Below are 25,017 nucleotides of genomic sequence, written 5' to 3'. Positions count from 1 at the left end.
CGGGCGCCCCCGGGGGCAGGGAATTCTTCCCCGCGAGGGCATTCGCGACGGGCTTCCCGGGCCCTGCCCGTAGCAATTCTTTTGTCCCATTCGATGAACGCGGGATGAACTCCGGTGCCGAGGAAGGCGCGTGATGGCCCGCCGGGCGTCCGAGCGCCCGGAATACGGATGCCCGGACCCGGAGAATGACGAGGAATGAAGGCGGGGGAATCCGGTCCGAAGGGGCCGCGGAACCACTCGCGAACACCTTCCTGCCGGCCTGTCCGGCCGTCCCCGGCGGACGTACGGGCCGTGGGCCGCCGCCGTGTCACGGTGTCCGCCGAGGGAACCCGTGCGCTCCGGGCGGGGCCGCCCCGTCGCCGTACCGCGTACCGTCCGACGGGCCCGCCCGTCTTTGCCGCCGAGGGGACAACCCATGGTCAAAGCTTGATCGAGGAGTGGCCACTATCGGCCAGAATGCGTTGCGGGCCCGGTCGACCGGTCGGCCCCGCACGACCGGAGGACCCCACGGGCCGTGCGGGCGCCCGCACGAGCCCCGCCCGGCCGGTGGCGGAGGGGCCGCGGGCGGCCGGGCACCGGACGTTCTCCGCCCGCCGCCGTTTCGCGGACCGTGACGGGTCCGTTTCATCAGGGTGTACAGGGAAAGAGTTTCGCCAACACTCGGCAAGCCGGGTTTCCCCGGGGCGGAATTTCTGCTGTTCTCTTCCCGCCCGGGGGGAAGAGGGGCTCAGTGCTTTGTTCTACGGTGCGAGGTCGCGCAGGATGCCGCTGACGTTGAGTACTTGGTGGCATCCGGCTGCCTGGGTTCCGGTGGCCGGAGTACCCGGTTTGTTGCACGTCACGGAAGCGGTGACCGTCTCGTTCTCCGGAACCTCGATGGGGGTGACCCAGTGATAGTCCTGGTTGCGGAAGGTCTCCAGGGCGATGGTGGTGATCTTCCGGTTCCCGAACGTGATGGTCAGTACCCCTTCGTCGCCCTGGAAGTTCGCCACCACGAGGTCCGTGACGCCGAACACCTTCCCCTCGGGCACCTGGTACGGCTTCTTCTTCGTGCCCCCGGCGCCGACCTGTACGTCGATCGTCTCCGACATCTGCTGGTCGCCGCCCCCGCCCGAGGTCGAGCCGGAACCGCCCGAGCCACCGGAGGACCGGCCGGGTCGGGGCTTCTGGTTCCCGTCCTGCCCCTGGCCGCCGGAGGCGTCGCCCGAGCCGCCGGACGAGGCACCGCCCTGCTGACCGCCGCCCTGCCGTTCCTTCTCCGCGGCATCGGTCACCGCCTGTTCCGCGGTGCTCTTCACCGCGGGCCTGACCAGCGCGAACCACGCGAGCAGCAGGGCGAGCAGCGCGGCCAGCACGATCAGCAGCCATCGGGGCAGTATCGGTATCTGGGCGAACTCGCCGGACAGGGTCTCCGGCCGGTGGGGCTGCTCGTCCTCGCTCTCCCCCTCGGTCTTCTCGGCGATCTCCACCTCGAACGGCCAGGTGGCCGGCGTGCCGAACCAGATCAGCTTCTGCGCCCGCACCCGCAGACCCACCTCGGCGGACTCGCCCGGTTCCAGGCGCCGTTGGTCGGGGGAGAAGGCCAGCCGGAGCTCCTCCCCGTCCTGGGTTCCGGTGAACACGACGCCGACCGGGGTGTTCCCCCGGTTCTGCACCGAGGTTTGGAACCGGGCTCCCCGCCACCCGCGCCGCCGACGGGGTTCGAGCTGCCCCCGGAGCTCGTGGAAGGGCTCGACGACCACCGTGGTCTCGGGGACCGCCACCGACTCGGGGCGCTCCGCGGGCAGGACACGTACCCCCAGGGGCGTCTCCCCGGCCCGGACCTCGTGGGAACGGGGCGGCGCGAGCCGCACGGTCACCACCTCGGAGGTGCCCGGGTAGAGCGAGACGCGCGCCGGCTCCACGGTGCTCCACGTGGCGCAGTCGCCGACCACTTCGAGCGTGTAGGCCTCGACGATGTCGCCGTCGTTGCGCACGGTCAGGGCCGTCGTCGCCTCGGCGCCGGGCGACACCGTCACCGTGGACATTTCGAATTCGGCAGATGTGGTCACGATGCGACGTTAAGCCGAGGACGCGGTGGCGCAGCAGAGACGGGAGGGCAACGTACGGGCAGGGCTCATGCCCCCGGAGCCCCGCGGCACGGTCTCCCCGAGCCCCTCTCCCGCGCCAGGTCCCCCTGACGGGCCCGGCGTGAACGGGCAAGGCGACCGGCACATCGGCACAAGAGCACCTGAGGAAGACGAGCACGGAACGATGACGACGACAGACGTGAAGAGCGAGGCGACGGTGCGCGGACAGTTCCGCAGGCCCACCGCCTCGGAACGCTCCGCCCAGCGCGGCGCGCGGAACACCCCCGCGGGCAGGGTCTCCGTGGCGGTGTACGCGGAGGACCTGATACTCCAGACCGGCGTGATACACCAGTTGCGCCCGCGCCCCGAGATAGAACTGACGACGGAGGCCGAGGCCGACCGGGCCCAGGTCTCCTTAGTGGTGGTGGACATGGTGGACGAACCCACCGTCCGGCTCCTCTCCAGACTCCAGCGCAACACCGCGACCCGCACCGGACTCGTCGTCGGCTTCTTCGAATCGGGCGCGCTCCAGACCCTGATCGAGTGCGGCGTGGCCGCCGTACTGAGGCGCGGGGAGGCCGACCAGGACCGCCTCGTCCACCTGGTCACGGCGATAGCCAACGGCGAGGGCGTGCTCCCGGGCGACCTGCTCGGAAAACTCCTCGACCACGTCAGCAGCCTCCAGCGCACGGTCCTCGACCCCCGGGGGCTCTCGCTCTCCACCCTCACGGCACGGGAGGCGGAGATGATCAGGCTGGTGTCGGAGGGCTTCGGCACGGCGGAGATCGCGCAGAAGACCTCGTACTCCGAACGCACCGTCAAGAACGTGCTGCACGAGATGGCGACCCGGCTCGAACTGCGCAACCGGGCGCACGCCGTCGGCTACGCCATGCGGCACGGGCTCATCTGAGTCCCGCCCCCGGGCTCCCGTGCGGACGGTGTGCCGACGCCGCCGCACGGGAGCGCGCCGGGGTGCTCGGGGGAGGGGAGCCGCGGGGCGGACGCAAAGGGCAGCGGTTCCTTCCCCCGGCAGGGGTACTCGGGGCCTGTTCCCGGCCCGGGCCGGGCGGGATGCTGGCGAGGGGAGCGTCATCAACCAGACTGTGAGGTGGGCCGTGACCGGCACTGCTGGCCCGGCGAGGCGAAACCGGCTGCACCGACTGGCGGGCGTCGTGGTGCTGTTGGCGCCGCTGCTGGTGGCGGGCTCCGCGGCCGGGCCGCGGGAAGCACCACGGATGGCCGCGGCGGCGGACGAGACCCCGGTCGACGCCGGACGCATCACCTACGCCGGGACCGAGCACCGCAGCATCGGCAGGGCCGTCGGCACGACCGGTTCCGACCCGCTGTTCGGGCCCGGACCGGCCCACTACGACCAGGACCCGTTCGTCCGCGGCGACGTGATGGTCTTCACCAGCCTGCGCGACAGCGTGCGCCCGCAGGTGTACGTGCGCGGAGCGGACGGAGCGGTGCGCAAGCTCACCGACGACCGGGACGCCGCGCACCCCGAACTCTCCCCGGACGGACGGACCGTGGTGTTCGACTCCGAGGAGCGGGGCGCGGACGGCACGGTCCAGCGCGACCTGTGGGTCGTCGGGGTCGACGGCACCGGTCTGCGGCGGCTGATGGACACCCCCAACAACGAGACCTCCCCGACCTTCTCCCCGGACGGCACCCGCGTCGCGTTCTCCTGCGACTCCGGCGACGGGGGCGCCGGGATCATCTACGAGCAGGCCGTCTCCGGCGGAGCGGCGAGGGTCGTCAGCCATGTGACCGGCAACGCGACCGAACCGGCGTGGAACCCGGTGGACGACGACGCCCACCGCGACCAGATCGCCTATACCCTCACCCCCGGTGTGAAGGAGGACGATCCGAGGCTGTGGGTGACCGAGGGACGCCCCGGCACCGACCGCGAACTGCTCGCCGGCGGGCAGGCGACCTGGCGCACCCGCTCGGCCGCCTGGCTGGCGGACGGAACGGGTCTGGTCTTCCTCGGACGCGACTGCACGTGCGAGTACGAACGCGTCTACCGGGGAACCGCCTTCGACACGGCCGCGCCGACGACCGTACTGGACGAGAACCGCAAGGTCGATTCGCCCACCTGGACCGGCCCGCTGGACACCGGGACCGTCATCGTCTCCCGCCAGACCTCGCGCAGACCGGGCAACAAGAACGAGGAAACGGCGGTGGTCGCGACGCTCCAGGACGTCCGGCAGGACGGCTCGGACCCGCGCGACCTCGGGGTTCCCGTCCTGTGGGAGGACCCGGGCGCCGCCGACAACGCGGACCTGCTGTTCAACCCCGGGAAGGACTACGACCCGTGGACCGAGCGGCAGAGCTACACCCCGGACGGCCGACGCATCGTCGTGACCCGTTTCGAGGGCGACAAGGGCTCGCGCACCCAACGGATCTGGCTGGCCGACGCCGACGGCGGCAACGCGGCCGTGCTGCCGCTCGCCGGGCGCAACCCCGGTGACTGGGACACCGACCCCGCGTTCTCCCCGGACGGCACCAAACTGGCGTTCACCAGGACCTCGCCCGGCGGGGTCGGCGAGAACGCGGGGCCCAGCAGCGTCCTCGTCGCGGACGTCGCGACGGGCAGGATCATCGGCAGGGTCGTGCCGCCGGCCGGGCAGTTGACGGGACAGGACGCACAGCCCGCCTGGTCGCCCGACGGCACCACCCTCGCCTTCACCCGCAATCACGTGATCCGGGGCCTGGGCGGCATCAAACACATCTGGACCGCGCCGGTGGACGAGCTCGACCGGCAGCACGACCTCAGCGCCAGGATCTGCCCCGGCGAGTGCAAGAAGATCGACGACAGTCCCGCCTTCTCCCCCGACGGCACCCGCATCGCCTTCAACCGCAAGGACGGCGGCAACGACCAGAACAGCGGGCGCGGCGGCATCCTGATCACCTCGCCGAACGGTGACGAGTGCCGGGTGGTGCTCCCCGGCACCCGGCGGGACGACCCCGGGGCCTGCGGCCAGGACCTCCCGGACACCCCGCCGAACGGCCCCTTCCAGCCCCGTGACGTGGCCTGGTCGCCGGACGGCGGACGGATCGTGATGAGTTCGCGCCGGGAGGCCGGCTCCGCCTCACCGGAGCAACTGTCCGTGCTGGACCTCGCCTCCGGCGCCCTGACGCCGTTCGGCGGGCGGCTCGCCGGGCGGCAGAAGGAGCCCGCCTTCCAGCAGTCCGTCGACCTGTCCCTGACCGCGCCGCCCACCGCCCCCTCGATCGAGGTCGGCGACACCGGGGAGGTGGCGGTCACCGTCACCAACCGGGGGCCCGCTCCCTCGCCCGGCACCGTGTTCACCATCGACGCCCCGCCCGGGGTGCGCCTGGAGGAACTCACCACCCCGGCCGGGACCTGCGTCGCCGCCTCGCCCCAGTGCGACCTGGGGGTGCTCCGGCCGGGCCGGAGCGTGACGGTCACCGCCCGGCTCACCGGCGTGACGACGGGGGACCAGCGGATCGGCTGGTCGGTCGCCGGGGCCGTGGTGGACCCGACCCCCACGGACAACGCCACCGCAACCGTCGTCCCGGTCCGGGACGCACCGGCACCCACTCCCACCCCGACTCCGACGCCCACCCCGACCCCCACGCCGCCCGAGCCCGAGGCGGGCCCCGGCGTCGTCGTACGGGCCCAGCCCAGCCCCGGTTTCGTCGGCGGCCGGGTGGTGGTGACGTACACCGTGCGCAACGGACGCAACGCCCTCGCCACCGGGCTGCGGCTGCGGCTCGGTCTGCCCGCGCGCGTCCCGACGGGCCCGCTCCCGGCGGGCTGCGCGGCCGGGGTGTGCACCCTGCCCGACCTGGCTCCCCGGGCCTCCACGGTGATCAGGGTCGTCCTCGAACCCGACCGGGCGCTGAGAACGACCATCACCGGCAGACTGACCACGACCGGCACCGACGCCGACCCCCGCGACAACGTCGCCAGGACCGCGCTGCGCATCCTCCAGCCCCGCATCGTCGCGGTGCCCGCCGTCGGCAAACCCGGGTTCGTCACCTCCGTACGGGGCAAGGACTTCCCGCCGGGGGCCCCGGTACGGCTCACCTGGAGACCGGGGATCACGGCGGCCACGCCGCCCACCGTCCCGGGGGCGGACCGCACGTTCATCGCACAGCTGCTGATCCTGGTGAAGGACCGGACGGGCCCGCGCACCATCACCGCCACGGGGCCCGGGTTCGGACCGGTCACCACCCGCTTCCTGGTGGTCGACGGCACCATGGTCCCGCCGGACGAGGTGGGACGCCGGTGATCCACGAAGTCGACGAGGGGTTGCGGCTGCTGCTGGTCGGGGCGGGCCTCCAGGAGAGCGGCGTCGACCTGGTCTTCGACGCGCCGACCAAGGAGTGGTCCGCCCGGCGCAACGCACCCACGGTCAGCGTCTTCCTGCACGGCATCCGCGAGGACGCGACCCGGCGCCGCACCGGCACCGCCGAGGAGCACGACGACCAGGGCCTGGTGGTCGGGAGGCGGACCCCGCCGCGCTGGTTCGAGCTGACCTATCTGGTGACCGCCTGGACCAACCGCCCGCAGGACGAACACCGGCTGCTCTCCGAGGTGTTGCGCTGCCTGGTGCGGGCGGACGCGCTGCCCGCCGGGATGCTCACCGGCAGCCTCGCCGAACTGGGGCTGACCGTGGACATCGAGGCGGCGGGCCCGAGCACCGACCGGCAGTCCACCGCCGAGGTGTGGTCCGCGCTCGGCGGGGAGCTCAAGGCCGCGATCGACCTGCGGGTGTGGGCACCGCTGGCCGGCGAACAGGAGCCCGCCGGGCCGCCGGTCACCGAAGGACTGGTGGTGCGGGCCGCGCCCGCCCGCGACGGCGACGGGGCGGGCCCCGGGCGCCGGCTGCGTTACGACGGGGCATCCGACCCCGGCGGGGAGGGCTTCGCCGCGCAACGCGAACGGCAACTGCCGCCCGGCCGGCGCCGACGCGGGGGCGCGGCCCGGTGACCACCGCGCAGGACGCCCCCCGGACCACCGCGGAACCGTCCGGCGTCCCGACGGCCGTCGAGGAGCTCTGGGAGCGGCTGGGCCACGTCGAGCAGCGGGTCAGGAACGCCGTCGCGGCCCGGCGGGCCGTCGACCCGCAACCCGACGACCCCTACCGGGGGCAGTACCTCACCCCCGAGGGGGTCGAGCGGATCCTGGCGGCCCGCGACGCGTTCGGGCCCGTACCGCAGTACGCGTCCGAGCCCCCCGCACGGCCGCGCCCCGGGAGCCGGCTCGGCCGGCTCGTCGAGGACTTCGGTCTGACCCCGCTCGACGTCGACCTGCTGATGGTCGCGACGGCGCCGGACATCGACGCCCGGTTCGAGCGGCTCTACGGCTACCTCAACGACGACCTCAACCGGCGCAGACCGACCATCGGCCTGGCCCTCGAACTCTGCGGGCTGCCCGCCGCGAGCTCCGGCCGCTTCCGGTTCTCGCCGTCCGCCCCTCTGGTCGCGGGCGGGCTGCTGACCGTCCTGGAGGCCGACCGCCCGCTGCTCTCCCGGGTGCTGCGGGCGCCGGACCGGGTCACCGCCCATCTGCTCGGCGACGACGAACCCGACGGGAGGCTGCGCGGACTGGTCCGGGTGGCCGGGCCCGGGGACGAGCAGCCCGACCCGGCGCCCGGGACACCGAGGGTCGCGGCGGCCCTGGGCACGGGCAGCGGCCTGGTGCATCTGCTCGACCGGGGTGGCGACCCGGGCGGGCTGGCGGTGCAGGCGCTCCTCGCCGCGGGACGCCGGCCGCTGGTGGTCGACATCGCGGCGTTCGCCGCCGCCCCCGGCCCGGCGGACCTCGCACGGACCCTGGCGGCCGAGGCCCGGCTGAGCCGCGGCGGTGTCGTCCTCGGGCCGCTCGAAACGCTGGCCCCCGAACGGCCCGAGGGGGCCCGGCTGCTCGGCGACCTGTGCGCGGCGCTCCGCGGCACCCCGCTGGTCGTGTACGGGACGAAGAACTGGGACCCCCTGTGGGCCGAGGAGAGTCCGGTTCCGGTCCACGTCCCGCCGCCCGGCCCCGCGGACGTGGCACGGCAGTGGCGCCGGGCGCTCGACCGGGCCGGCGCGTCCGTCGGCCTGCCCGCCGGGGAGGCGCGGGTCGAGGCGGGGGTCGTGGAGGCCACCACCGCCTACCGGCTCGACTCCGAACAGGTGCGCAGGGCCGCCGCCGTCGCCTCCCGGCTGGCCGCCCTGGAGGAGCGTCCGGTGGGCGTGCGGGACCTGCGCACGGCGGTCCGGGCGCAGAACGGCGCGGGGCTCGAACGCCTCGCCCGTCGCATCGAGCCCGCGGTCGGCTGGGACGACCTCGTACTGCCTCCCGCGACCCACCGCCAGCTGTCCGAACTCGCCCTGCGCGCACGCCACCGCGGGCAGGTGCTCGGCGAGTGGCGGATGCGGCCGGGAGGCGGCCGGGGGAGAGGGGTCGTCGCGCTGTTCGCCGGTGAGTCCGGCACCGGAAAGACCATGTCCGCCGAGGTGGTGGCGTCGGAGCTCGGCATGGAACTCTACGTCGTGGACCTGTCCATCGTGGTGGACAAGTACATCGGCGAGACCGAGAAGAACCTCGAAAGGATCTTCGTCGAGGCGTCCGACGTCAACGGCATCCTGCTGTTCGACGAGGCGGACGCCATCTTCGGGAAGCGTTCGCAGGTCAAGGACGCGCACGACCGCCACGCCAACGTGGAGTCGGCCTACCTGCTGCAGCGCATCGAGTCCTTCGACGGGATCGCGGTGCTCACCACCAACCTGCGGGCCAACCTCGACGAGGCGTTCACCCGCCGCCTCGACGTGATCGCGGATTTCCCCATGCCGGACGCCCGGCAGCGACTGGCCCTGTGGGACCGCTGCCTGGGGGCGGAGATCCCGCGCGCCGCCGACCTCGACCTGGAATTCTGCGCGCAGCGCTTCGAACTGGCGGGAGGATCGATCCGCTCCTGCGCGGTGACCGCCGCCTACCGGGCGGCGGAAGCGGGGGGACCGCTCGGCATGGAGCAGATCGTCTCGGCCGTGCTCCAGGAGTACCGCAAGCTCGGCCGACTGGTCATGGAGAGCGAGTTCGGCCCGTGGCTGAGCCGGGCGCAGGGGCACGGCAGAGGATAGGTCATCCCGTTCGGACCGCGCCGGGCGGAACGCCGCCGTCTATACAACAGGCTTGTCTACGCGCATCATTGAGGTGCTTCGAACGAACGAACCATCCTCGGCCGGAACGCGGGCGTCCCCCCTTGGCTCCGGGGTGACACCCGATTCCGGAATTGTCATGTACGTGTCAATCTCCGAGAAAGGGAAAACGATGGCTTGCGGATCGACCAGCCTGTGGGCCGGCGAGACCAGCTGGTTCTGCTGCGGCAACTCCTGGGGACCTTGCTCCAGTGCCGGCGGCGGCGCCTGCGGCAACTGCCAGTCCGGCGCGCGCCACGGCGCGTGGCCCAACGCCTCACAGGCATGCTGGGACATCACCCGGCCCGACCTCTGCGGCGAGAACATCCCCAGACGCGGCTGCGGCGCGGTGATGAACGTCCGGCACCAGTGCTCGGGCGCGACGGTGTGCATCACGATCACCGACTGCGGCCCGCGCACCAAGGAGTGGTGCGGCGAGGCGACCTGCTGCAACGGCACCTGCCGCACCAACCGCGTCCTCGACCTGACCCCGGCCGCCTTCTCGGCGATCGGCAACCTGAGCTCGGGCAAGCTGCCGGTCTACATCTACGAGTGAGGAGCATCGGCATGAACGCACGCAACGACCGGACCGACGGGATGCGCCGTCGCCGCTTCCTCACCAACGCCGCCCTCGGCGGCGCGACCATCATCGGCGCGTCCGCGCTCGGCGGCTTCGACGCGGACGCCGCGTTCGCCGCGGAACCCTCGCTCGACCCCGCGATAGCCGAATCCGCCTTCGTGGAAGGCCGCATCACGGGCATCACCGGCAGCGTCCTGGAGGTGGCCGGATCCAACGGCGGCCACTCCCGGGTGCAGATGACCAACGTGACCAGCGTGTGGAAGGTGCGCGCCACCACGGCCGAGGCGATCGACATCGGCGACGGGCTCTACGCGCGCGGCGTCGAGATGCCCGACGGCACGGTGGCCGCCGACGCGGTCTGGGTGAACATAGTGAACCTGGACACGCAGATCCGGGGCATCGCGAAGAACCGGCTGCACCTCGCCCACGGACAGCACGAACTGGTCGGCCACGTCGCCCCGGACACCAGCGCCTCCTACGCAGGCCGCGCCCTGACGTCCGACCTGTCCCGGCTGCGCATCGGGCAGAGCGCCCAGGTGCTCGGCGCCTGGCGGCCGTCCGACGACTCCGTGGACGTCGTCCGCATCTCCGTCGGTCACTGACACGGTCCCGAGGAAACGGAGAGGAAGAGATGCTGTCACTGACAACGAGCCTCGCCCCGCTGGTCCTCGCGGGCCTGCTCGGGTGGACCGGGGCGGTCAAGGCGTTCGGCCGGGACACCGCACGGCAGGCGCCGAAGACGGCACTGGCCCGCATGCTGCGCAGCAGCGAACGGGCCACCACGGTGCTGCGCCTGACCGGGGCGGCCGAACTCCTGATCGCCGCGGGCCTGCTGGCGGTCCCCACGAACCCGCTGCCGGGGGCCGCGACCGCGCTCCTCGGGGCGGGCTTCCTCGGATACCTCGGCTACGGCCGGGCCGTGGCACCGGAGTCCTCCTGCGGCTGCTCGGCCAGTGACGACACCCCCATCGGTTGGCGGGCGTTCGCACGGGCGGCCGTGGTACTGGCCGGCGGTGCGACCGTCGCGGTGGCGCAGGACCCCTGGTGGCCGACGCTCCGGGACCGGCCCGTCGCCGCCCTCGCCCTCCTGGCCGGGGCGGCGGCGGTGCTGGTCGGGCTCTCGGCCGACCTCGACCGGTGGTGGCTGCTGCCGCTGCGCCGGACGAGACTGCGACTCCTCGGCCACCCGCTCCTCGGCACCGCGGGGAGGGACCGGGTGCCGGTCGCGGCGAGCGTCGAACTCCTGGAGAACTCCCTGGCCTGGCAGGCCGCCGCACCCGTGGTCAGGTCCGCCCTCCTGGACCACTGGGAGGACGGCGGCTGGCGCATCCTCCAGTACTCGGGGGTGTACGGGAACCGGGCGGACGCACGCCCGGTGGCGGTGCTGTTCGCGCTCGACGCCACGGCCGTGCGCGACGCCGGGAAAGACCCGGTCGTCCGGGTCGGCTACGTCGACGCGGAGAGCGGGGAGGCGGTGGCCGTGGACGAACTCAACGCGGTGCCGTCGCGCAGGAGCCTGCCGATGGCGGGCTGACACCACGTCCCGGCCACCGCGAGGCGGCCGGGACGGAAGGACCCCCGCACGGGCCGCCCCACGACGGCCCGTGCGGGCCGGCCCGCACCCTCCAGCGCCGGGCCGCCTCGGGACCACGCCGTACACGGACGGCCGCGACCAGCGCACCGACGACGGCCGGCACGCCGGAGACCGGCGCCGAGGTGTGCCCACCATTCATGAAGGCGCGGCGTCCGCCCCCGACGATCGCAGGCCCGAGCCCGGCCCTCCGGCTGCCCCCGGTGACTCGTCGCGCGTCAGGCGGTCGGCCCGTGGAGCGGGGCCGGGCCGGTGGTGAGCAGCGTGGTGATTTCCCGGGCGAGCTCCGGGCCGAGTTCGCCCCAGCCCTCCTTGTAGCCGTAGACGCTCGCCAGGGTGCGGGCGTCGTAGTCGCCGTTCAGGATCTCGATGTCGGTGGTGGTGATGAGCGCCGGGTGGGCGACGCCGACCGCTCCCGAGACCTTCAGCAGTTCCTTGCGCAGGGTGCGCAGGTAGACGGCGGCCCGGGTGGCCTTCGAGGGTGCGTCGACGCCGCGGACCAGCCACGGGTTCTGGGTGGCGATGCCGGTGGGGCACTTGTCGGTGTGGCACTTCTGCGCCTGGATGCAGCCGATGGACAGCATCGCCTCGCGGGCGACGTTGATCATGTCGACGCCCAGGGCGAAGGCCACGGCGGCGTTCTCGGGCAGGCCGAGCTTGCCGGAGCCGATGAAGGTGAGGTCGTCGGTCAGGCCCCGTTCGGCGAAGGTGCCGTAGACGCGGGAGAAGCCCATCCGGAACGGCAGCGACACCGAGTCGCTGAAGATCAGGGGGGCCGCCCCGGTGCCGCCCTCGCCGCCGTCGACGGTCACGAAGTCGACCCCGCGGTCACCACGCGCCATCAGCGTGGCCAGCTCCTGCCAGAACTCCATCTCTCCCACGGCGCTCTTGATCCCGACCGGCAGCCCGGTCTCGGCGGCGAGCAGCTCCACGAAGTCGAGCATCGAGTCGACGTCGTGGAACGCGGTGTGCCGCGAGGGCGAGGCGCAGTCCACGCCGACCGGGATGCCGCGGATCTCGGCGATCTCGGGGGTCACCTTCGCGCCCGGCAGCATCCCGCCGAGCCCCGGCTTGGCCCCCTGGGAGAGCTTGATCTCGATCGCCCTGACCGGGGCGCCGGCGACCACGTCCTTGAGCTTGTCGAGGTTGAAGGTGCCGTCCTCGTTGCGGCAGCCGAAGTACGACGTCCCGATCTGGAGGACGAGGTCACCACCGTTGCGGTGGTACGGCGAGAGGCCGCCCTCGCCCGTGTTCTGCATCGCGCCGGCCAGCGCCGCGCCCTTGTTGAGCGCCGTGACGGCCGCACCGGACAGCGACCCGAAGCTCATCGCCGAGATGTTCACGACGCTCGCCGGCCGGAACGCCTTGGCGCGTCCGCGCGGACCGCCCAGCACCTTCGCCGAGGGCAGCGGGGACTGCGGGTCGTGCAGGTCGGGCAGTGTGCCGGCGAACGTGCGCTGCTTTATGTACGCGTGCCCCTGCACGTGCTCGACGTCGACGTCGGTTCCGAAGCCGAAGTAGTTGTTCTCCTCCTTCGCCGACGCGTAGATCCAGGTGCGCTGGTCACGGCTGAACGGGCGCTCCTCCTCGTTGGAGGTCACGACGTACTGCCGCAGCTCCGGCCCGATCGTCTCCAGCAGGTACCGGGCGTGCCCGATCACGGGGAAGTTTCTGAGCAGCGCGTGCTTCTTCTGGACGAGGTCGCGGGCAGCCACCAGGGCCAGTGCCGTCGCGGCGGCCGCGCCGATGTTCCGAGCACGCATGAACGTTCCTCTCCTCGACTGCTCGTTACCCGAATCCGGTGCTGTGCGGCAGATGTCGTGGATGTCGGGCGACGGACACGGGCCGGTGGGCACCGGTGTCCGTCGGCAGAACGTCACATGATGCCAGAGGCCGCGCGGACGGACGGGCCGGGGTGTGGCGGCCGGTCGCCCCGGCGCCCCCACCGGCCCGGCGGGGCGTTCTTCGCCGGTGTCGTCGGTGCCGCCCCGGGGCAGTGTGGTCCCGCGGAGGCCGGGCGGGAGCTGCCCGGCACCGGCGGACAGGAAACGCGGACGGCGACAAGGGGCACAGGGATGAGTACCGACGGCGTGACGGCCACGGCACTGGTGGTCCAGCACGAGCCCGGAGGGGGACCGGGCCGTTGGGCGGCCTGGCTGGAGGAGCGGGGCGTGACGATGCGCGTGGTCCGGGCGTACGAGGGCGCCCCGCTTCCCGGCAGGCTGGAGCATCCCGGACTCGTCGTCCTCGGCGGCGCCCGCCTTCCCGACGACGACGCCCGCGCGCCCTGGCTGCCCGCGACCCGGGCCCTCGTGCGTCAGGCGATCGACGAGGGGACACCGATGTTCGGCATCTGCCTCGGGGGCCAGCTGCTCGCCCACGTCGCCGGCGGTGAGGTGCGCGGGCAACACGGACCGCCCGAGTTCGGCAGCACCCGGCTCAGCCTGCGCCCCGAGGCGGCCGGGGACCCGCTGTTCCACGGGCTGCCCGCACACCCTCCGGCCATCGAGAACCACGTCGACGCCATCACCGCGCTTCCCGCCGACGCCCACTGGCTGGTCCGCAGCGAGCGCTGCCCCTACCAGGCGTTCCGAATCGGTTCCGCGGCGTGGGGCGTGCAGTTCCATCCGGAGACCACGGCCGAGCGGATCCGCGGCTGGAACCGCGACCGGCTGGACCGGAACGGCGCGCCGCCCCCGGAGACCCTGCACGCCCTGGCACTGCGGGACGAACCGGAAGCCACCGAAGCCTGGCGCACCGTCGCTCACCGCTTCGCGGACATCGTGACCGCGAGAGTCCGGCGGCCGGGGCCGCGGGCCCGGTGACGAGCCCGTGCGTCGTCGGCGACTTCTTCCGCCGGCCGGCTGCTCCGACCCCACCCGGCCGCGTCGGAGCGGTCGGCCCCGCGGCCCGCGCGAGGTCGTCGGAACGCCCCCTTGATCCCTCCCGGACGGCAGGGCAGGGTGGGCCCCTGACATGGACGGCGCCACCGGTCGAGCGCACCGGACAGCTGGGCGATCTGGGTACCGTGACGGAGCGTCGGATGCTGGAGGGCTGGCTGCGTCGGCACCGGGAGACGCTGCTGGCCAAATGCGCCGGGCTGGAACCGGCCCAGCTGGTGCGGACGGCCGTGGAGCCGTCGAACCTCACCCTCCTGGGCCTGGTCCGGCACATGGCGGAGGTGGAGCGGTGGTGGTTCCGGCGCTCCTTCGCCGGCGAGGACATCGGTGATGTCTTCACCGGCCCGTCGGACGGCGACGAGGGGTTCGACGGGGTGCGCGCGGCCGACGCGGAGAGGGACTTCGCGCTGTTTCGGAACGAGGTCGACGCCTGCGACGCGGCAGCGGCCGGGCACGACCTCGACGAGACCTTCATGTCCTCCTACGGGGTCGCCCTCAGCCCGCGCTGGGTCTACCTGCTGATGATCCAGGAGTACGCCCGCCACAACGGCCACGCCGACTTCCTCCGGGAGCGGACCGACGGGGGACTGAGGTACCCTCCCGGCCCGGCCGGATCCGCAGGTGCCCGGGGCCGGCCGCCGGTCTACGTCGCGACGGTCCGGACCCCGAGGGCGAGGAGCATCACGGCCGTGGCCCGGGCGGCCAGGCGCTTGAATCGGGGTTTGCGCAGGACGTGCGAGGCACGCCGGACGAGGCCGGTCCAGGCGAGGAGCCAGAGCGTCATCAGCAGCGCGTGGGCGGTGGCCAGGGCGAGGACCTGGCTGCCGAAGGCGGCGTCGGCGTCGATGAACTGGGGAGCGAGGGTCAGGTAGATGGAGGCCGCCTTCGGGTTGAGGACGTTGGCGAGCAGGGCCTGGACATAGACGGAGTCCGGCCGCGCCGGCAGCCGCCGGCGGGCGGGAGTGCGCGCCGGGGCCGAGGCGGACCGCCAGGTCCACAGGCCCAGGCCGACGAGATAGACCGCGCCGACGACCTTGACGGTCGTGAAGGCCCGGCCGGAGTGCATGACCAGGGCCGACAGTCCGGCCACGGCGAGGGCGGCGTGGACGTACAGGCCGGTGGCCGTGCCGAGGATGACGGGAAGGGCCCGGCGGCGCCCGTTGTCGGTGACGTGCTGGACCAGAAGGGCCAGGCTTGCTCCGGGGGTGGCGACCAGGGGAAGGACCGCCGCCAGGAACCCGAGGACGGCACAGGGGTGGACCATGATGCCTCCGTGGTGGGCGGGGTCAGAGCACGACGCGGTAATGGGTGGTCAGGCGCCGGTCGTCGGCCAGGACGTGGAAGGCGAGACCGGGCGGCTGGTCGCGGTCCGCGGGGCGGTCGCCCTCCCAGGGCATGCGCAGGGTCCAGGTGACGGCCGGGCCGACGATCAGGGGACGGCCGGCGAAGGTCGAGGCGGCCGCGGTGTGGGCGTGTCCGGTCAGGACGGCGACGACCTGGGGGTGCGCGTCCAGCAACTGGGCCAGGTCTCCCGGCTGTTCGAGCAGGCTGGAGTCGGGCAGCGGGTGGTGGAGGGCGACCGGTGGCTGGTGGAAGGCGATCAGCGCCGGGGTGTCCCGGGGGAGTGCGGCGAGCCGGGCGTCGATCCAGTCGAGCGTTTCGGCATCGAGGCGCCCCTCGTCGCGGCCGGGGACGGTGGAGTCGCACATCAGGACGGCGGTCCCGGCGACGTGGTGGATCCGGTTGACGGGCCCGTGGCCGGGGGCCTCGCCGAGCAGGGCCTTGCGGTAGGCCGGACGTACGTCGTGGTTGCCGGGGCAGGTGAGCACCGGGAAAGGGGCCGTCAGGATGCGGGCCGCCTCCTCGTATTCGGCCTCCTCGCCGTGATCGGCGATGTCCCCCGTGACCAGGACCGCGTCGACCGGGCGGGGCAGGGCGCGCAGATGGTCCATGACGCGGACCGCACGTTCGGTGGCCCGCTCACTGCCGTCCAGGTGCAGGTCACTGATCTGGGCAAGCAGCACCGTCATCGTCCGTCCCCTCCCATGGCGGTCGCGGTCGCGACCACCGGTTCACCGTGAGGCGCGGCTCGTCGCCCCACCCACTGTCTAACGGAAATTATTTTTTTTACCGTTAGAGACTCTAGGGTGCGCACGGGAATGTGATCAAGTGGTCGACGACCCGGCAGGGACGGGAAGGGAGACGCCGATGGAACGCTGGCCCGCGCTGGAACTGGCGAGCACGATCCGCCACGACGGGGAGGGCGGTGTCGCCGACGACCTCGCCACGACACACGGGACGACCCGCTGGATCCTGGCCCGGGCCGACCTGTTGGCCGACTGCCTTCCGGCCGGGGGGATCACGGCGGACGAGGACCTCAGGGCCGAGATCACCGAACTGCGGCGGGCGGTCCGGACGCTGTTCGCCCGGGCGGTCGGTCCCGCTCCTCCCAGCCCGGCGGACGTCCGGCGGCTGATGCCGGCCGATCAGGCGCTGGCCCACATCAACGCGGTCGCCGCCCGCGAACCGGTCGTCCCGCAGCTGGACTGGCCCCAGGAAGACGCCCCCCGGGCCCGTCTGCTGTCGGCGCAGGACGACGCGGAGGTACGCCTCCTGGCGGCCCTGGCGCGCGCGGCCATCGACTTCCTGAGCGGTCCGCAGCGCGAGCGGTTGCGCGCCTGCACCGCTCCCCGCTGCGTGCGCTACTTCGTCAAGAGCCACGGACGGCAGGAGTGGTGCAAGCCGTCGTGCGGAAACCGGGCACGGGCGGCGCGGCACTACCGGCGCCGGCACGTGACGACCGGTCACGATCCCGCTTCGTCCTGACCGCCGTTCGGTGTGACGTCGGGGGCCGGGCGGGCCGGTATCACCGGTCCGCATGCCTCCGGACCTGCGGCGGGACGCACACCGACGGCCGCCCCGTCCTGCCCGGTCGACCGGCACGATCGTGCCGGACGGCTGTTACACAACGATCATTGAGTGCTTTCGAACGCCCCTGGAATAGTTCGGAGCCCGGGGCCGTGAGTGCATTCGAGCCGAGCCCCGCACGGGCCGGGCCCTCGCCCGCCCGATCCACTCCTGAGCAGGGGCAATCTTGCGTAAACGATCGAAACAGGCGTACGCCGTCGTCGCTGCGGCCGCCGTCGTCCTGGCCGCGGGCACGACCGGCCCGGCCATGGCGAAGAGCAGCGGCCCGGACAAGGAACACCCGGTAACGGCAAAGGACTTGAGGGCGTCCGGCCGGACCGTGCACACCGTCGCACTGATCACCGGCGACCGGGTCCTCGTGGACTCCCGCGGCCGGGTCGGCGGTATCCAGCGGGCGAAGGGCCGGGAGAACATGCCCTTCTTCACCCGGACCCACAACGGCCGTACCTACGTGGTGCCGCGTGACGCCCGGCGGCTGATCGCCGACGGCACGCTGGACCAGCGGCTGTTCGACGTCACCGGACTCGCCCGGCCGGAGAGCCGCAGGGCCAACCGGGACGGACTCAAGGTGATCGTCGGCTACCGCGGATCGGCGGCCGGGTCCGCCCGCTCCGGGGTGCGGTCCTCCGACGGCACCACCGTCCGCCGGACCCTGTCGGCCCTCGGCGCCGATGCCGTCACCAGCACCACCGACGGCGCGGGCTCGCTGTGGGACGCCCTGACCCGCCCCCGGGGCGACGGTTCGGCGGCCATGACCTCCGGCATCGCACAGATCTGGCTGGACGGCGTACGGAAGGCGTCCCTCGACCACAGCACCGGCCGGATCGGTGCCCCGGCGGCCTGGGCCCGCTCCTACGACGGCACCGGTGTGAAGATCGCCGTCGTGGACACCGGGATCGACGCCACCCACCCGGACCTGGCGGGCAAGGTGGTGGCGGAGCGGAACTTCAGCGGCTCCCCGGACGCCCGGGACCGGGTCGGGCACGGTACGCACGTGGCCTCCACCGCGGCCGGCACGGGAGCGAAGGACGCCCGGTTCAAGGGCGTGGCCCCCGGGGCCCAGTTGATCAACGCCAAGGTGCTGGACGACCAGGGTTCCGGGGAGGACTCCGGCATCCTCGCCGGGGTCGACTGGGCCGTCGCCCAGGGCGCCGACATCGTCAACATGAGCCTGGGCAGCCCCGACACCTCCGGGATCGACCCGTTGGAAGCCCAGGTCAACAAGCTCTCCGCGGAGAAGGGCGTCCTGTTCGCGGTGGCCGCGGGCAACAGCGGGCCGGGCCGGGGCACGGTGGGGTCGCCGGGCAGCGCCGACGCCGCCCTGACCGTCGGCGCCGTCGACGACAACGACCTGATCGCCGACTTCTCCAGCGTCGGACCCCGCATCGGGGACGGCGCCGTCAAGCCCGACATCACCGCGCCGGGCGTGGAGATCACGGCGGCCGCGGCGACCGGCACCCCGGAACAGAACCCCGCCGGGTACGTCAGCATGAGCGGTACGTCGATGGCGACCCCGCACGTCGCGGGCGCCGCGGCGATCCTCAAGCAGAAGAACCCCACCTGGACGGGCGCACAGATCAAGGCCGTCCTGACGGGCTCGGCCAAGGGCGGCTCCCACTCGGTCTTCCAGCAGGGCGCGGGCCGGCTCGCCGTCGACAAGGCGATCGACCAGACCGTCGTCTCCGAACCGGGCTCGGTCGATCTGGGCGTCCAGCAGTGGCCCCACACCGACGACACCCCCGTCACCAAGCAGATGAAGTACCGGAACGGCGGCACCGCCGACGTGACGCTGGACCTGTCGCTGGAGGAGCCCACCGGCGGGGACGGAAAGCCCGCCCCGGCGGGGTTCTTCACCCTCGGGGCACAGCGGGTCACGGTCCCGGCGGGTGGCACCGCCACCGTGGACCTGACGGCCGACACCCGGCTCGGCGGTACGGTCGACGGCTCGTACTCGACCACGGTCGTCGCGTCCGCGGACGGCCGGACCGTGCGCACCGCGGCAGCGGTGGACCGCGAGAGCGAGTCGTACGACGTCACCTTCAAGACCCTCGGACGGGACGGCGCGGCCAGTACCACCTGGCAGGCCGACCTGAAGGGCTACCGCGAGTCCGCCGCGGGCCTGCGGTTCTTCCCCGACCTGTCGTCCGGCTCCACCACGGTCAGGCTGCCGCGCGGCACCTACAGCCTCGCGGCCGACATGATGGTCGACCCCGCAGCCCCGGCCAAGGGCATCGACCTGATCAACAACCCGCAGTTCTCGGTGACCGGCCCCACCACCGTCACCCTCGACGCCCGGACCACCCGGCCCGTGAACGTCGAAGTGCCGGACACCGCCGCTCGCTTCACGCGCGCCGGAATGATGTACACCCTGAGCACACCCGAGACCTTCATCATCGAGGGGGGCGAGTTCGGCAGCTTCGACAACCTGCGCACCGCGCACCAGGGCCCCGGGCTGGACGACGGCTCCCTCGTCCAGCAGTGGTCCGCGAACTGGCAGCGGGGCACCACCGAATACAACGTCATCACCGGCGGCCCGGTCCAGAAGCTGGCCACCGGCTACAGCAAGACCTACCGGCCCGAGGAACTGGCCCTGGTCAAGGCGAAGATCGGGTCGTCCGTGCCCGGCCTCGAAGGCGCCCTCGCGGCACACGGCATATTGGACTACGGCGGCGGCGTCGACGCCCCCTACTCCGTGCAGTCGGCACCGGGAACGCGCGACGTGTACCTGTCCACGGACCACGGGGCCCTCTGGAACGTCGCCGCGGGCGTGCTGGGCGAGGCGGACTCCACGGGCTACCGGAGCTTCGATTCGCTGTACGGCTTCGACGAGCCGCGGCGGTTCGAGGCGGGGAAGACGTACACCGAGGAGTACAACATCGGCGTGCCGGGCCCGCGGATGAACGCGAACGAGGGACTCGTGCGCGACGGCGACGACATCTACGGCTCGTTGCCGCTGGTCAGCGACGGGGCGGGCCACTTCGGGTCCGTCCGGTACACGGAAGCGAGCACCACCATCCGCCGCAACGGCGAGCTGTACGCGCAGAAGGACGCCGCCATCGACCAGGGCGCCTTCACCCTGCCGTCGGAAGCCGCCGCGTACGAGGTGTCGACCACGATCCACCGCGACACCGAGATCAACCGCACCGGAACCCGGATCGACGCCTCGTGGACCTTCGACTCGGCCCGCACCGAGAGCTCCACCCGACTCCCGGTCTCCATGGCCCGTTTCCTGCCGCGACTCGCACCGGACTCCACTGTTCCGGCAGGCAGTCGGCAGACCTTCCCCGTCGAGGTGCAGGGCGCCGCGGCCGGCACCGGCCTGAAGTCCCTGCGGGTCCTGGTGTCGTACGACGACACGACGTGGCTGCCCGTCCCGGTCACGGCGGGCAGGATCACGGTGAACGCCCCGAAGAAGGACAAGGCGATCTCGCTGAAGGCCGTCGTCACCGACAAGGACGGCAACCGGTCGACGGTCGCGATCCACAACGCCTTCTTCGGCAAGTGAGACGGCCCGGGACCGGAGCCCACGAGCGGCGCACGACCGGGTGAGACCCCGGCGGGCGGGGCACGGTCCCGGGTGAACCGGAAGGAGGGGGGGGGGGGGGGGGGGGGGGGGGGGGGGGGGGGGGCCCCCCCCCCCCCCCCCCCCCCACCATCCCGCACTACCGCTCCCCGTCCATGAGCCCCGACTGCACCAGCGGATTCCCCCGCCGCCGCGTGACGAACACCCCGCGCCCCGGAGGCATCGGGCGTGGCCGCACGTTGCCGAGTACGTCCCCCTCGATGGGGTCGCCCGAGAGCATCAGGCCCTGCGCGCCCAGCTCCATGACGCGCTGCATGAACGGCTCGTACAGGGCCCGTCCGGCCCCCGCCGTGCTGCGGGCGATGATGAACCGGACACCGACGTCACGTGAGAACGGCAGCATCTCCGTCAGCCTGGCCAGCGGGTTCCCCGCGGCCGTGGAGACCAGGTCGTAGTCGTCGATGACCACGTACACCGTCGGGCCGCTCCACCAGCTGCGTTCGCGCAGCTCCTGCGCGGTGACGTCGGGCGACGGCGTGCGGCGTTCCATCAGGTTGTACAGCGCGTCCATGTGGTGCTCCATGTTGTTGGACATGGGCACGTACTCCGCCAGGTGCGTCGCGGGGGTGACGTCCAGGAGCGTGCGCCGGTTGTCGATGACGAAGAACTTGCAGACGTTCCCGTCGTACCTCTCGCTCAGCTGCTTGATGAGCAGGCGCAGCAGGTTGGACTTGCCGGACTCGCTCTCGCCGAACACCAGGAAGAACGGGTCGCGCTCGAAGTCGAGGAAGACCGGCTCCAGGTTGTTCTCGTCGATGCCGAACGCGACGCCCCGCTCCGGATGCGCGTGGCCCGGGGGCAGCTCGCGCGCCGGGAGCTCGCGGGGCAGCAGCCGGACCGCCGGGGCGGGCGCCGCGGTCCAGTGCCGGGCGACCTCCCGGTTCATGGCCGCCGTCGCCTCGGAGAGGTCGCTGTCGGAGTTGATGCCGTCGATCCGCGGCACCGCGGCCATGAAGTGCAGCTTCTCCGGTGTGAGGCCACGACCGGGCACTCCGGCCGGCACATTGGCCGCGGCCCTGCGGTCCAGCTCGGAGTCCATGACGTCACCGAGCCGCAGTTCGAGCCGGTTCATCAGGTGGTCCTTGAGGTTGGCCCGGACCTCCATGGAACGCGGCGCCGTGACGACCAGGTGGATGCCGTACCCGAGGCCGCGCGCCGCGATGTCCACGGCCGCCGCCTCCAGCCCCTCGTAGTCCGTACGGAAGCTGCCCCAGCCGTCGATGAGCAGGAAGACGTCGCCCCACGGCTGGTCCGTGACCGGGATGTCGCCGCGCGCCCGCAGCCTGCGGAAGGTGGCGATGGAGTCGATGCCCGCGCTGCGGAAGTACTCCTCGCGCCGCGCCATGATCCCGTACACCTCGGAGACCGTGCGCCGCACCCGCTCCGGGTCGAGCCGGGAGGCGATCCCGCCGACGTGCGGCAGCCCGGAGACCGAGGCCATGCCGCCACCGCCGAAGTCCAGCCCGTAGAACTGGACCTCCTGGGGCGTGTGGGTGAGCGCGAAGCCCGCGACGAGGGTGCGCAGCAGCGTGGACTTTCCGGACTGCGGACCACCGGTGATCTGCATGTGGCCCGCCGCCCCGGAGAAGTCCCGGTAGAGCGTGTCGCGCCGCTGCTCGTACGGCTTGTCGACCACACCGAGCGGCACGACGAGACGCCCCGCGCCCTCGAAACCGGGCCGGGTCAGCCCGCGGCCCTCGACCGGGGAGAGCCCCGGCAGGAGCTCGTCCAGCGACGGTGGGTTGTCCAGCGGCGGGAGCCACACCTGGTGCGCGGAGGCGCCCCGGCCCTCCAGCCGGCCCACGATCACGTCGAGCACCGTGTCCGCCAGGGCGTCGTCCTCCGGTGTGCGCGCGTCGGGCACCCCGGCCCCGCCCGCCGGATCCGGCTGCACGTACCGCACCGGCACCGGAGCCGCCGTGAACACCACCGGCCTGCGGTCCACCGGCAACGGCCCGGAGGGCGCGGACGCCCGGGCACCCGAGCGGTACACCCCGGAGACGTACGCGGCCTTGAAACGCACCATCTCGTCCGTGCCGTACTTCAGATAGCCGGAACCGGGCACGTTGGGCAGGTGGTAGGCGTCGGGCACGCCCAGCGCCGCCCGGGACTCGCCCGCCGAGAAGGTGCGCAGCCCGACCCGGTACGACAGATAGGTCTCCAGTCCGCGCAGCCGCCCCTCCTCCAGACGCTGCGAGGCCAGCAGCAGATGGACGCCCAGCGAACGGCCGATGCGCCCGATCTGCACGAACATCTCGATGAAGTCGGGCTTGGCGGTGAGGAGTTCGCTGAACTCGTCGATGACCAGGACGAGGGAGGGGATCGGCTGCAACGGGGCGCCCGCCGCGCGCGCCTTCTCGTAGTCGTGGATGTTGGCGTAGTTGCCCGCGTCGCGCAGCATCTCCTGCCGGCGGTTGAGCTCGCCGCCGATGGAGTCGCCCATGCGGTCGACCAGCGTCAGATCGTCCGCGAGGTTGGTGATCACCGCCGCGACGTGGGGCATCCGGGCCATGCCGGCGAAGGTGGCACCGCCCTTGAAGTCCGCGAGGACGAAGTTGAGCGTCTCCGAGGTGTGGGTGACGGCGAGACCGAGCACGAGCGTGCGCAGCAGCTCGGACTTGCCGGAACCGGTGGCACCGACGCACAGGCCGTGCGGCCCCATGCCCTCCTGCGCCGCTTCCTTCAGGTCCAGCATCACCGGGCTGCCGTCCTCGCCGACGCCGATCGGGACGCGCAGCCGCTCCGTACGGGAACGGGCCCGCCAGGTCCGGCCGACGTCGATCGAGGCCGCGTCACCGAGGTTCAGCAGATCGGTGAACTCCAGGTCGGCGAGCAGCGGTTCGTCGTCGTCCCCGCCCCGGGCCGCGCGAAGCGGCGCCAGCTGCCGGGCCAGCGCCTCGGCGGCCTGGAGGCCGAGCAGGTCGGGGAGGCCGTCGTAGACCAGTCCGTGCCCGGACTCCAGCCGCAGCGAATGCGGGTGCACCACGACGGACAGGCCACCGCGTCCCCCGTCGATCTCGCCCGGCACGAGCTCGATGACCGTCACGCCCTGGAGCCCCTCGGCCGCGGCGAGGGCGGAGACCGGCGACACGGACCGGCCGTCGAGCACGACGACGACATGGGGCCGGTCCATGAGCGGCTGGCCGTCGGGCTGGAAGCGCGGCCGGCCCTCCAGTTGGCCCGCGAGCAGCTCCTCCAGCTCCGTGACGTCGGTGGTGATCAGCCGGCGGCTGCCGGCCCCGTCGACGAGCCCCGGCACCTGGACGTGCGGGAGCCACTTCGCCCAGTCCCAGTGCGGGGCGGCGTTCCGCCCGGTCGCGACGGCGACGACCAGGTCCTCGGGGGAGTGCAGGGAGGCGAGCGCGCCGACCACCGCACGGGCCGTGGAACGGACGGACTCCGCCTCGCCGCTGACGGTCAGGTGGTAGAAGGCGCGCAGCGAGACCGCCATGGGCAGGCCGTCCAGCGTGCTGTGGGCGCTCAGGAACCGCCGCATCGCCCCGGCGGTCAGCGGCTCCAGCTCGTCGACCGGCGCGGTCTCGGGAGCGATGAGCGCAGTGGCGAGCTCCTGGCTGCCCAGGCCGATGCGCACCTGCGCGAAGTCGGCGTCACCGACGCGGCGTTCCCACACCCGGCTGCCCTCGGCGACGAGCGCCCACAACTGGTCCGGGGACGGGTGGAGATAGAACTGCGCGTCGCGCTGCTTGCGCGCCGTCTCCAGCACGGACCGTCTGGTTTGAGTCAGATATTTGAGGTAGTCACGTCGTAAGTCCGCGAGTTGACCCTGGGTGCCCCGCCGGAGACGGACGATCATCGCGATGGCCATGGCGACCGTCGACGCGATCATGATCATGCCCATGATGCGCATGATCGGGTTCGGGGTCATGAAGAAGAAGACGACGGAACCGCCCATGCCGAGCATCGGCAGCAGCTGCATCAGCATCCCCTCCTGCTGACCGCGGGGCAGCTCGGGCGGGGGTTGCAATTGCACCTGCGCATCCGGGACCTCGGAGGGCAGGGCCCGGGGCGGGCGCTTGACGACGATCTGACTCACGGATCACCAATTCCCTTGCCGGAAAGAGCTGTTCGTATCGCCGCCCCCGTGGCGACGGGCCCTGTCCGAGGGAGGATCCTACTGGCGTACGGGGTCACCGGAGGGCGGTAGGGTGGCGCGACGCTTGTAAGCATTTGCTAACGACCGCAAGAAAACG

At 72.7% G+C, this 25,017-nt stretch carries 15 protein-coding genes and 1 pseudogene; 11 read left to right on the top strand and 5 right to left on the bottom strand.

Going from position 1 to position 25,017, the window contains the following annotated elements; translation table 11 throughout:
- Window positions 1-740: 740 nt before the first annotated feature.
- Window positions 741-2,027: a hydrolytic protein gene (locus tag ACFYW1_RS36000; RefSeq protein ID WP_389003326.1), complete on the bottom strand. Its 1,287-nt coding sequence runs from the start codon at window positions 2,025-2,027 to the stop codon at window positions 741-743.
- Window positions 2,028-2,253: 226 nt separating this feature from the next.
- Between ACFYW1_RS36000 and ACFYW1_RS35995 the strand changes: the two genes are divergently transcribed.
- The 7 genes from ACFYW1_RS35995 to ACFYW1_RS35965 all read left to right on the top strand — a co-directional run bounded on the left by ACFYW1_RS35995 (window position 2,254) and on the right by ACFYW1_RS35965 (window position 11,338).
- Window positions 2,254-2,979 carry a response regulator transcription factor gene (locus ACFYW1_RS35995; RefSeq protein WP_389003282.1) on the top strand — a complete coding sequence of 242 codons (726 nt, stop codon included), beginning with the start codon at window positions 2,254-2,256 and terminating at the stop codon, window positions 2,977-2,979.
- Window positions 2,980-3,184: 205 nt separating this feature from the next.
- Window positions 3,185-6,331 (top strand): hypothetical protein, encoded by a 3,147-nt coding sequence (locus ACFYW1_RS35990; protein WP_389003279.1) that lies wholly within the window; start codon window positions 3,185-3,187, stop codon window positions 6,329-6,331.
- Window positions 6,328-7,032 (top strand): DUF4255 domain-containing protein, encoded by a 705-nt coding sequence (locus ACFYW1_RS35985; RefSeq protein ID WP_389003276.1) that lies wholly within the window; start codon window positions 6,328-6,330, stop codon window positions 7,030-7,032. The genes ACFYW1_RS35990 and ACFYW1_RS35985 overlap by 4 nt, the downstream gene beginning before the upstream one ends.
- Window positions 7,029-9,167 carry an ATP-binding protein gene (locus ACFYW1_RS35980; protein WP_389003273.1) on the top strand — a complete coding sequence of 713 codons (2,139 nt, stop codon included), beginning with the start codon at window positions 7,029-7,031 and terminating at the stop codon, window positions 9,165-9,167. Before ACFYW1_RS35985 ends, ACFYW1_RS35980 begins: the two co-directional genes overlap by 4 nt.
- A gap of 190 nt (window positions 9,168-9,357) precedes the next feature.
- Window positions 9,358-9,780 carry a hypothetical protein gene (locus tag ACFYW1_RS35975; RefSeq protein WP_356935846.1) on the top strand — a complete coding sequence of 141 codons (423 nt, stop codon included), beginning with the start codon at window positions 9,358-9,360 and terminating at the stop codon, window positions 9,778-9,780.
- A gap of 11 nt (window positions 9,781-9,791) precedes the next feature.
- Window positions 9,792-10,406: a cell wall protein gene (locus ACFYW1_RS35970; protein ID WP_389003268.1), complete on the top strand. Its 615-nt coding sequence runs from the start codon at window positions 9,792-9,794 to the stop codon at window positions 10,404-10,406.
- Between the two features lie 29 nt (window positions 10,407-10,435).
- Window positions 10,436-11,338, top strand: coding sequence for a MauE/DoxX family redox-associated membrane protein (locus tag ACFYW1_RS35965; RefSeq protein ID WP_389003265.1), 903 nt, complete (start codon window positions 10,436-10,438; stop codon window positions 11,336-11,338).
- Window positions 11,339-11,613: 275 nt separating this feature from the next.
- Here the strand turns inward: ACFYW1_RS35965 and ACFYW1_RS35960 are convergent, their stop codons facing one another.
- On the bottom strand, window positions 11,614-13,158 hold the full coding sequence (locus tag ACFYW1_RS35960) for an FMN-binding glutamate synthase family protein (protein ID WP_389003262.1): 1,545 nt from the start codon (window positions 13,156-13,158) through the stop codon (window positions 11,614-11,616).
- Window positions 13,159-13,470: 312 nt separating this feature from the next.
- Here ACFYW1_RS35960 and ACFYW1_RS35955 point away from each other — a divergent pair, with 312 nt between their 5' ends.
- Together ACFYW1_RS35955 and ACFYW1_RS35950 are read left to right on the top strand one after the other, a co-directional pair.
- Complete coding sequence (locus ACFYW1_RS35955; protein WP_389003259.1) at window positions 13,471-14,220, top strand: type 1 glutamine amidotransferase; 750 nt, start codon at window positions 13,471-13,473, stop codon at window positions 14,218-14,220.
- Between the two features lie 146 nt (window positions 14,221-14,366).
- A pseudogene (locus ACFYW1_RS35950) lies at window positions 14,367-14,879 on the top strand (DinB family protein); the annotation flags it as partial.
- A gap of 59 nt (window positions 14,880-14,938) precedes the next feature.
- On the opposite strand, the gene ACFYW1_RS35945 reads toward ACFYW1_RS35950, so the two are convergent.
- Window positions 14,939-15,559 carry a LysE family translocator gene (locus ACFYW1_RS35945; protein WP_389003256.1) on the bottom strand — a complete coding sequence of 207 codons (621 nt, stop codon included), beginning with the start codon at window positions 15,557-15,559 and terminating at the stop codon, window positions 14,939-14,941.
- A 22-nt stretch (window positions 15,560-15,581) separates the two neighbouring features.
- Complete coding sequence (locus tag ACFYW1_RS35940; protein ID WP_389003253.1) at window positions 15,582-16,325, bottom strand: metallophosphoesterase; 744 nt, start codon at window positions 16,323-16,325, stop codon at window positions 15,582-15,584.
- Between the two features lie 178 nt (window positions 16,326-16,503).
- Between ACFYW1_RS35940 and ACFYW1_RS35935 the strand changes: the two genes are divergently transcribed.
- Entirely contained in the window at window positions 16,504-17,121 is a 618-nt protein-coding gene (locus tag ACFYW1_RS35935; RefSeq protein WP_389003250.1) for a CGNR zinc finger domain-containing protein, read from the top strand.
- Window positions 17,122-17,389: 268 nt separating this feature from the next.
- A complete protein-coding gene (locus ACFYW1_RS35930; protein WP_389003247.1) occupies window positions 17,390-20,728 on the top strand; it encodes a S8 family serine peptidase in 3,339 nt (1,112 codons plus the stop codon).
- A 157-nt stretch (window positions 20,729-20,885) separates the two neighbouring features.
- Here the strand turns inward: ACFYW1_RS35930 and eccCa are convergent, their stop codons facing one another.
- Window positions 20,886-24,860, bottom strand: coding sequence for a type VII secretion protein EccCa (gene eccCa / locus ACFYW1_RS35925; RefSeq protein ID WP_389003244.1), 3,975 nt, complete (start codon window positions 24,858-24,860; stop codon window positions 20,886-20,888).
- Window positions 24,861-25,017: the final 157 nt, after the last annotated feature.

Source organism: Streptomyces sp. NPDC002669 (assembly GCF_042889165.1).
In the GTDB taxonomy this organism is placed as follows: domain Bacteria; phylum Actinomycetota; class Actinomycetes; order Streptomycetales; family Streptomycetaceae; genus Streptomyces.
This window is presented reverse-complemented; position numbering and strand designations above follow the sequence as displayed.

Excerpts from the sequence above, each read along its gene's own strand:
- ACFYW1_RS35940 (WP_389003253.1), bottom strand. The coding sequence starts at position 16,325 with ATGACGGTGCTGCTTGCCCAGATCAGTGACCTGCACCTGGACGGCAGT.
- ACFYW1_RS35995 (WP_389003282.1), top strand. The coding sequence starts at position 2,254 with ATGACGACGACAGACGTGAAGAGCGAGGCGACGGTGCGCGGACAGTTC.
- ACFYW1_RS35960 (WP_389003262.1), bottom strand. The coding sequence starts at position 13,158 with ATGCGTGCTCGGAACATCGGCGCGGCCGCCGCGACGGCACTGGCCCTG.
- ACFYW1_RS35935 (WP_389003250.1), top strand. The coding sequence starts at position 16,504 with ATGGAACGCTGGCCCGCGCTGGAACTGGCGAGCACGATCCGCCACGAC.
- ACFYW1_RS36000 (WP_389003326.1), bottom strand. The coding sequence starts at position 2,027 with ATGTCCACGGTGACGGTGTCGCCCGGCGCCGAGGCGACGACGGCCCTG.
- ACFYW1_RS35955 (WP_389003259.1), top strand. The coding sequence starts at position 13,471 with ATGAGTACCGACGGCGTGACGGCCACGGCACTGGTGGTCCAGCACGAG.
- ACFYW1_RS35965 (WP_389003265.1), top strand. The coding sequence starts at position 10,436 with ATGCTGTCACTGACAACGAGCCTCGCCCCGCTGGTCCTCGCGGGCCTG.
- ACFYW1_RS35945 (WP_389003256.1), bottom strand. The coding sequence starts at position 15,559 with ATGGTCCACCCCTGTGCCGTCCTCGGGTTCCTGGCGGCGGTCCTTCCC.
- ACFYW1_RS35970 (WP_389003268.1), top strand. The coding sequence starts at position 9,792 with ATGAACGCACGCAACGACCGGACCGACGGGATGCGCCGTCGCCGCTTC.
- ACFYW1_RS35975 (WP_356935846.1), top strand. The coding sequence starts at position 9,358 with ATGGCTTGCGGATCGACCAGCCTGTGGGCCGGCGAGACCAGCTGGTTC.